This window comes from Aliirhizobium cellulosilyticum (assembly GCF_014198105.1).
Taxonomy (GTDB): Bacteria; Pseudomonadota; Alphaproteobacteria; order Rhizobiales; family Rhizobiaceae; genus Neorhizobium; species Neorhizobium cellulosilyticum.
Map to the genome: position 1 here is coordinate 216,992 of NZ_JACIGW010000006.1, position 15,318 is coordinate 232,309.

The following is a 15,318-nucleotide window of genomic DNA, read 5'->3' on the forward strand; positions in this document are numbered from 1 at the left end:
GTTACTCCGAGAAGGTCAGATGCAGGTTCAGGTGGCGGTCGACATCGACCGTGGCGCCAGCCGGAATGGCAAAGGTCGTATCTTCCTGCGCCACTACCGCCGGCCCTGAGAACCGGCCGCCCGGATGCAGAAGATCTCGCCGGTAAAGGCCGATCCATTCGAATTCCTTGCCGGTGAAGACGGGGATCTCCCGCTCCGGCACAGCCGCAGCAGCGGCATGTTCGGCCTCGAGCGGAAGCTCCAGAGCCGGACCGGCACCGATCGCCGAAAGGCGCAGGTTGACGATCTCGATCTCTCCGTCCGGATCGTCGAAATCGTAGAGCTTCGCATGCATGGCATGGAAGGCATCTTTGATGGGGCTGAGCTTACCCTCGGCGATCCAGGCTGCCAGAACCGGCACCTCGATCTCGAAGCTCTGGCCGACATAGCGCATGTCGGCGGAAACATTCAGCGTCGCCGGCCCCTCATGTCCCTGCTTCGAAAGCCATGCCAGACCTTCGGCAGAGAGCGAATCCAGCGCCTTGCGCAACTGCGGTGTCGCCTCGGCGGAAAGATGCGTGAAAACAGTGCGGATGAAGTCGCCGCGAAGATCCGCCACCAGGCCGCCCAGCGCCGAGACGACGCCCGGACGCGGTGGCCCGATGACCTTCGCCATCTTGAACTCCCGCGCCAGGAAAGCGCCGAGCATCGGTCCGCCGCCGCCGAACGGCATCAAGGTGAATTCCCGCAAATCGACGCCTGCACGCGAGGCAAGCTTCTCGACCTCTACGAACATTTCGGAAATGGCGATATCGAGAATGGCCTGCGCTGCCTCTTCGGCCGTACGGCCGATCTGGTCGGCGAGCTTCGAGACCGCCGCGCGTGCCAGGCCGACATTGATCTGCAACTGGCCGTAAGCCATCTGGCTATGGCCGAGCCAGCCGCAGACCGCCATCGCATCCGTCACGGTCGCCTGAGTGCCACCACGCCCATAGCACGCCGGTCCCGGCGTCGATCCGGCCGATTCCGGTCCTACACGCAAGACGCCCTGCGCATCGACGCTTGCAATCGAACCGCCCCCGATGCCGATGGAGCTGACCGAGACCGATGGAATATGCAGCGGAAACTCGCCGATCAGTTCGCCCGTGCCGAATTGCGGCTCGCCGTCGATGATCAGCGCGAAATCGGCCGAAGTACCGCCGATATCGAGCGTCAGGATATGCTTTTCACCGGCGCGGCGAGCAAGCCAGGCGGCGCCGATAACGCCGGATGCGGTACCGGAAAGCAGCATCTGCACGCAGGAGCGCTTGCCCTCCGCCGCATTCATGACCCCGCCATTCGACTTGGTCAGCAGCGCCGGAGCCGTCACTCCACGGGAAACCAGCTTGTCCTCCAGCGCCGTCAGATATCCGGAAACACGCGGATGGACGTAGCCGTTGAGGATGGCTGTGGTGGTGCGCTCGTATTCGCGAATGACCGGCCAGACTTCCGAGGATGTGAAAACGAACAGATCAGGGGCCGACTTTGCAATCTGCGCCTTGACCGCCGCTTCCTGGGCATCGTTGCGCCAGGAATGGAGGAAGGAGATGATTATGCCCGATGCACCCCTTGCCTTGGCGGTTGCAACGGCTTCGATGACGGCCTGCATGTCCGGCGCCTGCGCTTCGCTGCCATCGGCCCTCAGTCGCGCCGGAATGCCGAAGACCATGTCACGCGAGATGAGCTGGTCGGGACGCGAGCAGAAGAGCGAATAGACGTCCGGCATTCTCAGGCGCGCCAGTTCGATCACGTCCTCGAAGCCGGCATTGGTCATCAGCGCCAGCGATACGCCGCGCCTCTGGATGACGGTGTTGATGCCGACCGTCGTACCATGCACGAAGCGGCTGATCGAAGTCGGATCGAGCCCTTCGCGCTCAGCGAGAAGCGAAAGCCCGGTCATCAGTTCCGCGCCCGGATCGTCCGGCGTGGTCAGAACCTTCAAGGAGGCGACCCTGCCTGAGCGAGTTTCGAGAGCGCAGAAGTCGATGAAGGTTCCGCCGATATCGACGCCGACCTTCCAATCCTGTTCCTTGAGATGGCCTTTGCCGAGCGCTGGCGCATTGTCCATATTGGATCCCTTTCCGTCTGGTTATGCAAAGCTGGCACGATGGAACCACGTCGGTCCAAGACGGAAAGGGCGAGATCCCATAAGCAGAACTTATGCCCTCGAACGGACCAACCCATAGGTCCGACTTATGGGACTGCCTAAAGCTCGACTTTGACTTACCGATGCCGGATCGGTCACTCTTCATGCGATTTTCATGATGACGAGGAAGCCGGATGGATGTGATTGTTGTCGGTGGTGGCCTCATGGGCGCAGCCTCGACCTTTTTCCTGGCGCGCCGCGGGCTGCGCGTTACGCTCATCGAGCGAAACCGCGTCGGCAGTGGTGCGACCGTCGCATCGTTCGGGAATATCCGTAGAAGCGGCAGATATCTGCCCCAACTCCCCCTCGCCCACCGGTCGCTGGCCCTTTGGAGGGAGGCGGAAAAGCTGCTTGGGCGCGATGTCGAGTTTCGCGCCACCGGCCATCTTCGTCTCATCTTTACCGAGAAGGGGCTGAATGAGATGCGGAGCTTCTCCGAGGCGGCGCGGCCCTGGGGGTTGGATCTGGAGGAACTCGGCCCGAAAGAGGTGCAGAACCGTTTTCCGGGCCTCGGCCCGACCGCAATCGGCGCCTCCTTTTCCCCGCGGGACGGAAGCGGCAATCCTCGCCTTATTGCGCCCGCCTTTGCGGATGCTGCGCGCCGGCTCGGCGCGGAAATCGTCGAGGAAACCACTGTCGAGAGCATAGGGAAAACGCCACACGGTTTCGAAGTTCGAACCTCGAAAGGCCTGTATTCGTCGCCGATACTCCTCAACACGGCCGGCGCCTGGGGCGCACGAATTGCCGAGCAATTTTCCGAACCGGTACCGATCGTCGCCAAAGGTCCGCAAATGGGCGTCACCGAACCGCTTCCACATCGGGTTCTGCCGGTCGTCGGCGTCTGGGGCCATGACCATGGCGGCGGTTATCTTCGCCAGGTCGAACGCGGCAATATCGTGTTTGGCGGCGGAGCGGAACGCACCGACGTGTCGCTGGACAGCGGCCATGCCAAGGCCGATCCCGCCCGCCTGCCGGGACAGCTAAGGGCACTTCTGCCCTTGCTGCCAGCGCTTGCGAACGTCTCGGTGATCCGCACCTGGTCGGGCTGTGAAGGTTATGTCGCCGATGGCCTGCCCGTCATCGGACAATCCACGACGACTGAAGGCCTTTACCACGCCTTCGGCTTTTGTGGACACGGGTTCCAGCTTGGACCCGGAGTGGGTGACGTCATGGCGGAGTTTATCGCAACGGGCCAAACGCAAATACCCCTGAAAGATTTCCGGATTGGGCGGTTTTCGCCGGTGGGACAGGCAAGTTCTTGAGCAGATAAAGATCACCGATCTTGGCATCGAAATGGTGACTTTGAAAAGTGCATGTGGCTGAAATTTCGAGAACACTCTGGCCGTAACCGAGCGCTCTTGAGCTGGTTGATCAATTATCAATCACATGGCTCTTCATGCGGAAGAAACTAGGCTTTGATCTCTTGGTTCAGAGGATAATAAAAACTCTCCGGCCAGTCCAAAACGCAGCTAAGCAATCCACGGTTTCTCTGGTTATCAGCTATCCCGCCACAGAACCCTCACCGCCATCGTCGCTGCGGAGGTTCGCTTCTCGACGGAAAGCTTGTTGAAGATTTGCTCCAGGTGCTTGTTGACGGTGCGCGGCGACATTTCCAGGATGTCAGCAATCTCCTTGTTCGCCTTGCCGTGCGCTATCCAGAGCAGCACCTCCGCTTCCCGTAGCGTCAGAGCGAAGGCTTTTGCGAGTTGCTCCTCATCCGTTCCACGGTGCCGGTCGACAAGCCGCAACAGCAATTCGTCATTCCCGTCATCGGACAATATCCGGAATTCCAGATCCTGTCCGTTGCGTGAATAACGAAGCGCCTGGCCAAGCGCGGCGGATGGCAACTGCTCGACGGCAAGGCCAACCAGTTCCACGACCTCCCACGGCAGGTAGGCGCCCTGGTCGGACCGGATCCCGGCGCGTTGCATCAGGTCGGCGGCCTGTTGTGTCGACCAGTGGATCCGTCCGTTCCTGTCGCAGGCGACGATCCAGCGCCCGGTGGAATCCAGCGCGCGCCGCGCGGAACGAGCCCGTCGCGCATTGCCCAGATGGACGCGCATGCGGGCGAACAGTTCGTTCAGTTCGATCGGCTTGCTGATGAAATCGACCCCTCCCGCGGCCAGTGCCCGCACGACATGTTCGCTCTCGTTGAAGCCGGTCATGAATATGATCGGGATGTCCTCGAAGCCGCGCTCCGCTTTCAGGATCTGGCATGTCTGGAAACCGTCAAGGCCGGGCATCACCGCGTCCATCAGAACGATATCCGGGGAACTGCTGTTTGCCAGCGAAATTGCCTGCCGGCCGCTATTGCAGGTCAGCACATCCATGCCTTCGAGCGTCAGGGCGTCCGACAGCATGAAAAGCGCGTCAGGTGAATCGTCGACCACGAGGACGCGGTTGGCGGCGGCAAGGTCAGACATTCTTCACCTCCTCAATGACGGCCAGAAAATCGCGAAGCCGATAGTTCGCGACGAGGAACCGCATATGGCGACAGAACCGTGCCGTCCCTGGCGAGGATGCCTCTATATCGTTCAGCATGGCTTCGATCGAACGGACGAAGCCGGTCTCCCCCAATGTACGCAATTGCTTGAGCTTGCGTGGCTCGGGCAGTTCCGCCGAAGCGAAGTTCGGCTGCAGATCAGCTTCCACTGTCTCTTCGCCCGCATGCATCCAGGTCAGCGGCACCAGCGTCGCAAAGCAGTCGAAAAGTTCGTCGAAGCTGAAGGGCTTGATCAGGTAAGCGTCGCAAAGGTCGGCGAATTCCGGCCGCGTGCGTTCGTTGCCCGCGTCTGCAGACAGCATCACGATCGGCAGTCCCCGCCCGATACGCTTGCGCACCTGCCGCGCAACATCCCAACCCGACATGCCCGGCATCGCGATATCGAGAACAAGGATGTCCGGACGGTAGAGCGAAAGCGCCGAAAGGCATGCCGGTCCATCCGCCGCGACGATGACGGTAAACCCAAGCGGCCGCAGGACATCCTCCAGCAGCGCCCGCTGGTTGGCATCATCGTCCGCGACCAGCACCGTGCGGCGTGCCCCCTCATAGCCACTGATACGCGAAACAACCGCAGGAGCATCCTCAGAACTGCTGGCGGAGGAAAGATGCAGGCGTACGGACACATAGGTACCGGCACCCGCAACGCTGCGAACCACAAGTTCGCCACCCATGATTTCCACCAGCAGCTTGGTGATCGTCAGTCCCAATCCGGTGCCGGGCGGGCGAATGACATCACCGGCCTGCTCCACACGCTCGAAGGGGAGAAATACCCGCTCGATGTCCGCCTCTCGTATGCCAATACCCGTGTCCTCGATTTCGAAGGTCGCTACCTGCCCGCGATAGGTAACGGCAAGGCAGACCTTGCCGTGATCGGTGAACTTGATCGCGTTCGAAAGGAGGTTGATAAGCACCTGCCGCAGCCGCTTTTCATCGGTGACGACATAGTCAGGCATCGACGAACTGGCGCGAAACTCGAATTCGATGCCTTTCGCATGGGCCTGCAGCGTCAGCATGTCGACAATCTGATCGAGGAAGGGGCGCAGCGCGATCTTGTGGCGAAAAATCTCCAGCCGTCCTGCTTCGATCTTGGAGATGTCGAGCAATCCTTCGATCATATCCGCCAGATGCTCGCCGCTTCGCTTGATCGTCCGCGCGGCGTTATGGATGTAGACGGGTAGTCCCTTCTGGCGTTCCAGAAGCTGTGCGTAGCCTAGAATGGCGCTGAGCGGCGTTCGCAGTTCGTGGCTGAGGCCAACGACATATTTGCTTTTCGCCACATTGGCCTGCTCAGCGACCTCCTTTGCCCTCTGCAGCTGACGATCGGTTTCCCCATGCGCCTGGATCTCATCCATCAACAGCCGCGTATGTTTGCGCGCCTCGTCCTCGGCAAAATTGCGGCTTTCCTGAGCAAGCACGAACAGCCAGACAATGATGCCCGCGATGATGAAGACGATGATGAACAGCTTCCACAGCACCGTGGCGATCTCGGCCGCGGGCATGGTCTTGTCGAGGCTGCTTTGAAAGTGGATGAGCCAGAAAACCAGCCCGATCAATGCGGTGACGACCGTCAGAACCGCGATATAACGGGCAAGACGGCTCTCAAGGAAAGCGGAAAAGCGGCCCGGCAGGAAAGTGACGGCAAAGCCTCGGACCTGCTGCATCAAACGAGCGTCGGTCTTGCAGGCGTCGACGCAGCGCGCATCCAGCGAGCAGCAGAGCGAGCATATCGGCCCCGAATAGATCGGGCAACGCGCCATATCCTCGCTGTCAAAGTGATGCTCGCAGATACAGCACTCGATCGCCTGCCCGCTTTTCCAGTCTGCGGGAGACTGTCTGGCAATGTAATATTGACCACGGGTCGCGAGCGCGAGCACAGGAGCAAGCACAAAGGCGGAGATGAGCGCGACATAAGTGTAAATGGCAGCCAGCGTTGGGCCGAAGACTCCGAGATAGGCGATCAGTCCGGCCAGAGCCGAGATCGCCATTGAGCCAAACCCGACGGGATTGATGTCATAGAGATGCGCACGTTTGAACTCGATCGATCGTGGCGACAGGCCCAGAGGCTTGTTGATCACGAGATCGGCGACGATCGCGCCCATCCAGGAAACCGCAAGGATGGAGTAGAGCCCCAATGTCTGTTCCAGAGCCTTGTAGACGCCGAACTCCATCAGCAGCAGGCCGAGCATGACATTGAACACCAGCCAGACAACACGACCGGGATGGCTGTGGGTAAGCCGTGAAAAGAAGTTCGACCAGGCGATCGAGCCGGCATAACTGTTCGTGACGTTGATCTTCAGCTGGCAGATGACCACGAAGATGCCGGCAAGGCCAAGCGCCATCTCGGGTGATCCCAGCATCTCGCGGAAAACGCTCAGATACATCTGCGTCGGATCGGAAGCATCCTTGAAATCGACGCCCTGCTGAAAGGCATAGAAGGCGAGAAACGAGCCTGCCGTTATCTTCAGCCCGCCGATCACCATCCAGCCTGGACCGGCAGCGAGCAAGGCTGCCCACCAGCGCAGCCGGTTCGCATGGGTTCGTCGCGGCAGAAAACGGAGGAAATCGACCTGTTCGCCGATCTGCGCCACCAGCGAAAAGATCACTGCGGATGCCGCGCCGAAATGAGCGAGGTTAATGCTTCCATCCGGATGTCCGAACAGGCCGGAATAGCCTGTCCACTGGCGCACCGACGGCATGCTTTGGGAGGCAATGAAGACGAAGGGGGCCAGTTGCAGCACCACCCAGAATGGTTGGGTCCATGCCTGGAAACGGCTGATAAACGTGACCCCATGAGTGACGAGCGGAATGATGACGAGCGCGCTTACGATATAACCGATCGGCAGTGGCAAGCCGATGCAGAGCTGCAGTGCGGTCGCGATGATCGCCGCTTCGATTGCGAAGAAGATGAAGGTGAACGTAGCATAGATCAGCGACGTGAAGGTGGAGCCGATATAACCGAAACCTGCGCCACGGGTCAGAAGGTCGATGTCGACGCCATATTTAACCGAGTGATAGGCGATCGGAATGCCCATCAGGATGATGATGGAGCAAGAGACTGCGATGGCCGCGATGGCATTGGCGAAACCATAGTTGAGGGTGATTGCTCCGCCGATTGCCTCCAATGCCAGAAATGAAATCGCGCCTATGGCGGTATTGGCGATCCGCCAGTTCGAGAAGCGGCGAACCTTGTAGGCGGTGAAACGCAGGGCATAGTCTTCGAGGGTCTGGTTCGCCACCCACTTGTTGTAGGTGCGCCGGTTTCTCGGAATGCGCTGCGCCGTGTTCAAACTCAAGCCCCCTCAACTCTGCAGTGTTTGCACCGACGAAACGAAAGCAAACTTCGTTCCAGTCTTCCGCAACGGTCTTTGCAAGGAAATCCAGGAGGCCTTAGGCCTCGTGTCGGACAATTATCCGGCGACATTTTTCTTATGAAATTCAGTATCTTGATGTTTTTATTTCAAACCATTGAGCACATAGTACGGGCAAAATACTCGGGGGGAAATACGTCAAATACTCCATTGTTGCATCGCATCATTCCTGTCGAACTTCGTGCAGCTGGCGGTTGATCAGCCAGTTCAAGCCGAAAAACGAGCGACATGAAGAGGGGTTGCTATGAGCGATGATGTTCCGGGAAATGTCTTGTCCGTGAACCGACGGACACTGCTTGCAGGATTTGCCAGCCTGCCGCTGCTTTCGCTGATGGGCGCGCCGCTTTCGGCCGCCGATTATCCGACAGCCACCGTCAATACGACCGGTCTGGCCGTTACCGACAGCACGGTGAAGGTCGGCATATTGCATTCCGTCACCGGCACGATGGCGATCAGCGAGACCGGCTCGGTCCAGGCTGAAAAGCTTGCCATCGAGCAGATCAATGCCATGGGCGGCGTTCTCGGCCGCAAGATCGAGTTTGTTCAAGAAGACGGAGCGTCCGACTGGCCGACATTCGCCGAAAAGGCAAAGAAGCTGCTGGTACAGGACAAAGTCGCATCCGTATTCGGCTGCTGGACATCAGCATCCCGCAAGGCGGTTCTGCCGGTTTTCGAGCAGTATAACGGTATGCTCTATTACCCGACCTTCTACGAAGGCCTCGAAGAGAGCCCGAACGTCATCTATACCGGCCAGGAAGCGACACAGCAGATTCTTGCCGGCATCGACTGGGTGGTGAAGGAGAAGGGTGCCAAAAGCTTCTACCTGCTCGGATCGGACTATATCTGGCCGCGCACGTCCAACAAGATCGCGCGCAAGCATATCGAAAAGCTGGGCCTTGAGGTCGTCGGCGAGGAATATTACCCGCTCGGCCACACCCAGTTCAACTCGGTGATCAACAAGATCAAACTGCGCAAGCCCGACGTGATCTATGCCATCGTTGTCGGCGGCTCCAATGTCGCCTTCTACAAGCAGCTCAAGGCTGCCGGTATCGACCTCGCCAAGGAAAAGCCGCTGCTCCTGACCATTTCCGTCACGGAAGACGAAATCCTCGGCATCGGCGGCGAGAACATGGCCGGCGCCTATGCGATGATGAAATACTTCCAGAGCCTCGACAATCCTAACAACAAGGCATTCGTCGAAGCATTCAAGAAGATGTGGGGCGATAATATCGTCATCGGCGACGTGACCCAGGCTGCCTACCTTGGCCCATGGCTGTGGAAGGCTGCAGTCGAGAAGGCCGGCTCTTTCGACATCGACAAGATCAAGGCAGCCTCGCCGGGCATCGAGCTGACCACGGCTCCGGAAGGTTATGTGAAGATCCACGAGAACCATCATCTCTGGTCAAAGGCGAGAGTCGGCCGCGCCAAGACGGACGGCCAGTATGAACTGGTCTACGAGACGGCTGACCTGATGGAGCCCGATCCATTCCCCGAAGGCTATCAATAAGCCTTGACCTTGCTGCCCGCGGGTCACCCGTGGGCAGCACTTTCCTCGATGTCATCTGAAATATCAGCTTCCTGTCCGGCGAGGCCACGATGATTGGCGACTATACTTTCGGCGAATTCACCTCGATCCTTGCGATGCAGGGCTTTGCGGGGCTCAGCCTCTTCTCCGTCTTCGTCCTGATGGCGCTGGGGCTTGCGATCATCTTCGGCCAGATGGGCGTCATCAACATGGCGCATGGCGAATTCATGATCCTGGGAGCCTATGTGACCTACATATGCTCGCATATCGTCACCGAATATATTCCGGTCCTGTTTCCCGTCTATTTCTTCATCGCCATGGCCGCCGCTTTCGTCGCGTCCTTCGCGCTCGGCGTGCTGGTGGAATGGGGAATGATCCGGTTCCTTTACCGCAGGCCACTCGACACGCTGCTGGCGACCTGGGGCCTGTCGCTGATCCTGCAGCAGGTCTATCGCTCGGTGTTCGGTGCTCGTGAGGTCGGCGTCACCCTGCCGGACTGGATGATGGGTTCGATCGCGCTCACCGACATGATCGAGATCCCCATCAATGGCCTGTTCGTCATGGCTTTGACGCTTCTGGTCTCGTTCGCCGTCTATTTCATCATGTTCCGTTCCGCCTGGGGCAAGCAGGTCCGCGCCGTGTTGCAGAACCGGGTGATGGCGGGGGCTGTCGGCATCAACACGAAGCGGGTCGACAGCATGACATTCGGCCTCGGTTGCGGCATCGCGGGGATCGCCGGCGCGGCCTTCACCATGATCGGTTCAACCGGGCCGACGGCCGGTCAGCTTTACATCGTGGATACATTTCTCGTCGTGGTCTTCGGCGGCGCCGGCAGCCTGATCGGTACGATCGCCTCCGCCTTCACCATCTCGCAGGCCCAGTCCACCCTGGAATTCTTCCTGAGTGGATCGATGGCCAAGGTGCTGACCCTGCTGACGGTCGTCGGAATCCTGATGTTGCGCCCGCAGGGCCTTTTCACACTCAACATTCGCCGCTGAGGAGCATCCAATGAAATTCGAAAGCATTTTCTTTTCGAAGCAGGGATGGATTTCTTTCGCCATCCTGGCTGCGATCCTTTTGATCGTCCTGCCGCTGTCGGTGGATGTCTTCCGCCTCAATCTCATCGGCAAATATCTGACTTACGCCTTCGTGGCCCTCGGCCTCGTCCTGTGCTGGGGCATGGGCGGCATCCTGTCGCTTGGGCAGGGAATATTCTTCGGGCTCGGAGGCTATTGCATGGCCATGTTCCTGAAGCTCGAGGCATCGACACCCGAAGCCACGAAGATCCAGTCGACGCCCGGCATTCCGGACTTCATGGATTGGAACCAGCTGACGGAATTGCCCTTCTGGTGGCAGCCCTTCCATTCCTTCGCCTTCACGCTGGTCGCAATCATCGCCGTGCCTGCGCTGTTCGCCTTCGTCATCGCGGCGGCGATGTTCAAGAGACGTGTCGGCGGCGTCTATTTCGCCATCATCACCCAGGCGATCGCGGCCATCATGACCATCCTGATCATCGGTCAGCAGGGATATACCGGCGGTGTGAATGGCATCACCGATCTGCGCACGCTGCTGGGCTGGGACATCCGCACCGACGACGCCAAGCTGCTGCTGTATTTCGCCTGCGCGCTTGCTCTGCTCCTCTGCGTGCTTCTCGCTCAGGGCGTAAAAATATCCAAGTTCGGCCGCCTGCTTGTGGCGATGCGCGACCGCGAGGACCGGGTGCGTTTCTCTGGATATGACGTTTCGAACTTCAAGATCTTCATCTTCTGCCTGGCGGCTGCATTTTCGGCGATCGGCGGCGCGATGTTCACGCTGCAGGTCGGCTTCATGTCGCCTTCTTTCGTCGGCATCGTTCCATCGATCGAGATGGTGATATTCTGCGCCGTGGGCGGGCGTCTGTCGCTCTTTGGTGCCGTCTATGGCGCACTCATCGTCAATGCCGCCAAAACATCTTTTTCCGAGAGCTTTCCCGAACTCTGGCTTTTCGCCATGGGAGGGCTGTTCATCGCTGTCGTCATGGCGTTTCCGAATGGTCTTGTCGGTCTCTACCGCGAACATGTCGAGCCGCTGATCCGCCGCCTTTCGAAACGCACTGCCACGACGCAGCCCATTCAGGCTGCCGCTGGCTCGGCCAATTGACGGGAGGGCGCCATGCTTGTCACCGATACCGAACAGAAGGATTTTCTCCTCTCGGTCGAAGGGCTCACGGTTTCCTTCGACGGGTTCAAGGCGGTCAACGACCTCTCTCTATATATCGACGAGAACGAGATCCGCGTCATCATCGGCCCGAACGGGGCGGGAAAGACCACGGTTCTTGACCTGATCTGCGGCCGCACCCGTCCGACACAGGGCTCCATCAAGTTTTCCGGCCAGGAACTGACCGGGATGCGTGAATTCGAAATCGTTCATGCTGGCGTCGGCCGCAAATTCCAGAACCCGTCGATCTATGAGGACCTGACGGTCTTCGAGAACCTGGAACTGTCGTTTCCGCGCGGCCGTAACGTCTTCGGCGCACTGTTCTTCCGCCGCGATGCGGAAGTGCGCGACCGGGTCCAGGAAGTCGCGGAGCTGATATTCCTGAAGGATCATCTGAACACCGAAGCAGCAATCCTCAGCCATGGCCAGAAGCAGTGGCTGGAAATCGGCATGCTACTGATCCAGAGCCCGAAACTGCTGATGCTCGACGAGCCGGTAGCGGGCATGAGCGTCGCCGAGCGGATCAAGACCGCCGAACTGCTCAATACGATCATCAAGAACCAGTCGGTCATCGTGATCGAGCACGACATGAAATTCGTCGAGGACATCGCTCACCGGGTCACGGTCCTGCACCAGGGCAAGGTGCTTTCCGAAGGATCAATGGAGCGCGTCAAGAACGACCCCAAGGTCATCGAAGTCTATCTCGGCCATTAGGAGAGTGAACATGCTTGCAGTCGAAAACCTGCGCGTCGCCTACGGCCAGAGCGAGGTGATCCACGGCATGAATTTTGCCGTGCAACCCGGCGAGATCGTCGCCGTCATGGGCCGCAACGGCATGGGCAAGACCACGCTAATGAAGTCGTTGATGGGGATAGTTCCCTCTGCGCAGGGGGCGATCCGCATCGGTGATACGCCGGTCGAGACCATGGAGAGCTATCGCAGGGTTGCGGCAGGGCTGGCCTATGTCCCGCAAGGACGGATGATCTTTTCCGCCATGACCGTCAGGGAGAATATCGAGACGGGCCTGACCGTTACCGGCGAACGCAACGTGCCGGATCATATCTACGAGCTGTTTCCGGTTCTACTTGAAATGAAGGGCCGCCGCGGCGGCAATCTTTCAGGCGGACAACAACAGCAGCTCGCCATCGCCAGGGCGCTTGCGTCCAAACCCAAGGTGCTTCTGCTCGACGAGCCGACCGAGGGCATTCAGCCGTCGATCATAAAGGAGATGGCCCGAACGCTCTGCCGCATCCGAGACGAGATGGGGCTTTCCATTCTCGTCTCGGAACAGGTCCTGAGCTTTGCCCTCGACATGGCAGACCGGGTTCTCGTCATCGAGAAGGGCGACATCGTTCATGAGAGCCCACGCGACGGCATCGACGAGGCGAAGGTCGCCGGTTTCCTGTCCGTCTGATGCCGGTCTCACATCCAACATTTACTTAGGAAGGAGCAAGACATGCCTGAAACGCTGATCAAGGTCGACCTCAACGAGTCGCCCTATACCAATGAGAAGATTCACAATCGCTGGCATCCGGACATTCCGATGGCCTGCTGGGTAGAGCCGGGCGACGACTTCCGGATCGAGACCTATGACTGGACCGGTGGCCAGATCAAGAATGACGACGATGCCGCAGACGTGCGCGATGTCGATCTTTCGCAGGTTCATTTCCTTTCCGGCCCGATCGGCGTCAAGGGTGCAAAGCCCGGCGACCTGCTGGTTGTCGATATTCTCGATATCGGCACGTTCGAAAACAGCCTCTGGGGCTTCAACGGCTTTTTTTCCAAGAAGAACGGCGGCGGCTTTCTCACCGAGCATTTCCCGGAAGCCCAGAAGTCGATCTGGGATTTCCACGGCATGTTCACCTCCTCGCGCCATGTGCCGGGTGTCAAATATGCGGGCATCATTCATCCGGGCCTGATCGGCTGCCTGCCGGACCAGAAGATGCTCGATATGTGGAATAGCCGTGAGAAGGCCCTGTTCGACACCAATCCCGACCGCGTTCCGGGTCTTGCAAACCTGCCGAACGGCGGCCCGACCGCGCATATGGGGGCGCTGAAGGGCGAGGCCCGCGAAAAGGCTGCAGCCGAAGGTGCGCGCACCGTTCCGCCGCGTGAACATGGCGGCAATTGCGACATCAAGGACCTGTCGCGCGGCTCGAAAATCTACTTCCCTGTTTATGTGGACGGTGCCGGCCTTTCCATGGGCGACCTGCATTTCAGCCAGGGCGATGGCGAGATCACCTTCTGCGGCGCCATCGAGATGGCTGGCTGGCTACATATCAAGGTCACACTGATCAAGGACGGCATGGCCAAGTACGGGATCAAGAACCCGATATTCCGTCCCTCGCCGATCACGCCGAAATACGACGACTTCCTGATCTTCGAAGGGATTTCCGTCGATGAAGCGGGTACGCAGCATTATCTCGACGTCCACATCGCCTATCGCCAGGCCTGCCTCAACGCGATCGAGTACCTGACCAAATTCGGCTACACCCGTGCCCAGGCCTATGCGATCCTCGGCACGGCACCCGTCCAGGGTCATATTTCTGGCGTTGTCGATGTACCGAATGCCTGCGCCACGCTGTGGCTGCCACTCGATATCTTCGAATACGACCTGAAGCCCGGCGCAGATGGTCCGAAGAAATATCTCGACGGCAAGATCGACGTTCCTCTGGCGCCTGATCTGTGAGTTGTTCGCCATGATTTTGGGGCGGCGGCGTGCCGCCCCGTGCTATCGCGCCATCTCTTACACCGATTTCTCCGGGAGACCCGATGCCTTATTACGATTACAACTGTGCCGAATGCGGTGCATTTACCGAACTTCGACCGATGGCGGTATCAGCGGAACCCTGTGGCTGCCCCACCTGCGGAGTGCCCGCAGAACGCGCTTTCTTCTCCACGCCATTTTTTTCACTCATGGATCAAACGAAGCGGGCCGCGCAGAGGACTAATGAGAAATCGGCCAATGAACCTAAGACGCTAAAGTCCTCCGAACATGGATCGGGATGCTCGTGTTGCCAAGGTAACAAGAAATCCAGAACACTATATCGCGCGGATGGGGCTAAAGCCTTTCCTTCCTCGAGGCCTTGGATGATCAGCCACTAACCTAACCAGGCACCAACTCCGACAGGAGCGATCGGCTCGAATAGCCGCATCCGCAATTTCGAGTCCCGGTCTCTCTATTGACCTCCTGAAAGGAGGATACAGGTCTTGAGCGGAATCGAACCATCGGCCCACTTGATTGTAGTCACTTAGCTCTGCGGCAGATATTCTGGCCATTCCTGCGCGCCATGGAGTACGCGAAGAATTCGAACTGTCGTCTCGGTTATGACGTAGGCGGCGACATAAGACGTACCATTGATGACGAGTTCGCGTGTGCCGGCAACTCTACCAATGCGTCCACTGGCGGGAAAATCGAGTAGGCGACGGGCGGCCGCTACTATCCGTTCATCGATGAGAACAGCAGCTAGAGCGTTTCACCTTTTGACGGAACCGTATCCTGCATTTGTTAGATAATTGGCGCATTCGTCGGGTTGGATTGTTTCGACCAGTTTGCCGATAT

Annotated in this window: 11 protein-coding genes and 1 pseudogene; 8 read left to right on the forward strand and 4 right to left on the reverse strand. The window is 59.0% G+C overall.

What is annotated here, in order from left to right:
* Window position 1 precedes the first annotated feature (1 nt).
* Window positions 2-2,086 carry a hydantoinase/oxoprolinase family protein gene (locus tag GGE33_RS22105; protein WP_183828044.1) on the reverse strand — a complete coding sequence of 695 codons (2,085 nt, stop codon included), beginning with the start codon at window positions 2,084-2,086 and terminating at the stop codon, window positions 2-4.
* Between the two features lie 212 nt (window positions 2,087-2,298).
* Here GGE33_RS22105 and GGE33_RS22110 point away from each other — a divergent pair, with 212 nt between their 5' ends.
* Window positions 2,299-3,426, forward strand: a complete 1,128-nt coding sequence (locus GGE33_RS22110; RefSeq protein ID WP_183828047.1) for an NAD(P)/FAD-dependent oxidoreductase — start codon at window positions 2,299-2,301, stop codon at window positions 3,424-3,426.
* 234 nt (window positions 3,427-3,660) lie between these two features.
* On the opposite strand, the gene GGE33_RS22115 is transcribed toward GGE33_RS22110, so the two are convergent.
* Window positions 3,661-4,587, reverse strand: coding sequence for a response regulator transcription factor (locus tag GGE33_RS22115; RefSeq protein ID WP_183828050.1), 927 nt, complete (start codon window positions 4,585-4,587; stop codon window positions 3,661-3,663).
* Window positions 4,580-7,954: a hybrid sensor histidine kinase/response regulator gene (locus tag GGE33_RS22120; RefSeq protein ID WP_183828132.1), complete on the reverse strand. Its 3,375-nt coding sequence runs from the start codon at window positions 7,952-7,954 to the stop codon at window positions 4,580-4,582. Before GGE33_RS22120 ends, GGE33_RS22115 begins: the two co-directional genes overlap by 8 nt.
* A 325-nt stretch (window positions 7,955-8,279) precedes the next feature.
* Between GGE33_RS22120 and urtA the strand changes: the two genes are divergently transcribed.
* The 7 genes from urtA to GGE33_RS22155 all read left to right on the forward strand — a co-directional run bounded on the left by urtA (window position 8,280) and on the right by GGE33_RS22155 (window position 14,861).
* Entirely contained in the window at window positions 8,280-9,542 is a 1,263-nt protein-coding gene (gene urtA, locus GGE33_RS22125) for an urea ABC transporter substrate-binding protein (RefSeq protein ID WP_183828053.1), read from the forward strand.
* An 89-nt stretch (window positions 9,543-9,631) separates the two neighbouring features.
* A complete protein-coding gene (urtB, locus tag GGE33_RS22130; protein ID WP_183828056.1) occupies window positions 9,632-10,558 on the forward strand; it encodes an urea ABC transporter permease subunit UrtB in 927 nt (308 codons plus the stop codon).
* A 10-nt stretch (window positions 10,559-10,568) separates the two neighbouring features.
* Window positions 10,569-11,699, forward strand: coding sequence for an urea ABC transporter permease subunit UrtC (gene urtC / locus GGE33_RS22135; RefSeq protein WP_183828059.1), 1,131 nt, complete (start codon window positions 10,569-10,571; stop codon window positions 11,697-11,699).
* Window positions 11,700-11,711: 12 nt separating this feature from the next.
* Entirely contained in the window at window positions 11,712-12,470 is a 759-nt protein-coding gene (gene urtD, locus GGE33_RS22140) for an urea ABC transporter ATP-binding protein UrtD (protein ID WP_183828062.1), read from the forward strand.
* A gap of 10 nt (window positions 12,471-12,480) precedes the next feature.
* Complete coding sequence (urtE, locus tag GGE33_RS22145; protein WP_183828066.1) at window positions 12,481-13,170, forward strand: urea ABC transporter ATP-binding subunit UrtE; 690 nt, start codon at window positions 12,481-12,483, stop codon at window positions 13,168-13,170.
* A 42-nt stretch (window positions 13,171-13,212) separates the two neighbouring features.
* Window positions 13,213-14,445, forward strand: coding sequence for a formamidase (fmdA, locus tag GGE33_RS22150; RefSeq protein ID WP_183828069.1), 1,233 nt, complete (start codon window positions 13,213-13,215; stop codon window positions 14,443-14,445).
* Between the two features lie 83 nt (window positions 14,446-14,528).
* A complete protein-coding gene (locus GGE33_RS22155; protein WP_183828072.1) occupies window positions 14,529-14,861 on the forward strand; it encodes an FmdB family zinc ribbon protein in 333 nt (110 codons plus the stop codon).
* A 146-nt stretch (window positions 14,862-15,007) separates the two neighbouring features.
* Here the strand turns inward: GGE33_RS22155 and GGE33_RS22160 are convergent.
* Window positions 15,008-15,232 (reverse strand): annotated as a pseudogene (locus tag GGE33_RS22160) (type II toxin-antitoxin system RelE/ParE family toxin); the annotation flags it as partial.
* Window positions 15,233-15,318: the final 86 nt, after the last annotated feature.

Bases quoted from the DNA above. Each gene is read 5' to 3' on its own strand.
- GGE33_RS22105 (WP_183828044.1), bottom strand. From the start codon at position 2,086: ATGGACAATGCGCCAGCGCTCGGCAAAGGCCATCTCAAGGAACAGGAT.
- GGE33_RS22110 (WP_183828047.1), top strand. From the start codon at position 2,299: ATGGATGTGATTGTTGTCGGTGGTGGCCTCATGGGCGCAGCCTCGACC.
- GGE33_RS22115 (WP_183828050.1), bottom strand. From the start codon at position 4,587: ATGTCTGACCTTGCCGCCGCCAACCGCGTCCTCGTGGTCGACGATTCA.
- urtA (WP_183828053.1), top strand. From the start codon at position 8,280: ATGAGCGATGATGTTCCGGGAAATGTCTTGTCCGTGAACCGACGGACA.
- urtB (WP_183828056.1), top strand. From the start codon at position 9,632: ATGATTGGCGACTATACTTTCGGCGAATTCACCTCGATCCTTGCGATG.
- urtC (WP_183828059.1), top strand. From the start codon at position 10,569: ATGAAATTCGAAAGCATTTTCTTTTCGAAGCAGGGATGGATTTCTTTC.
- urtD (WP_183828062.1), top strand. From the start codon at position 11,712: ATGCTTGTCACCGATACCGAACAGAAGGATTTTCTCCTCTCGGTCGAA.
- urtE (WP_183828066.1), top strand. From the start codon at position 12,481: ATGCTTGCAGTCGAAAACCTGCGCGTCGCCTACGGCCAGAGCGAGGTG.
- fmdA (WP_183828069.1), top strand. From the start codon at position 13,213: ATGCCTGAAACGCTGATCAAGGTCGACCTCAACGAGTCGCCCTATACC.
- GGE33_RS22155 (WP_183828072.1), top strand. From the start codon at position 14,529: ATGCCTTATTACGATTACAACTGTGCCGAATGCGGTGCATTTACCGAA.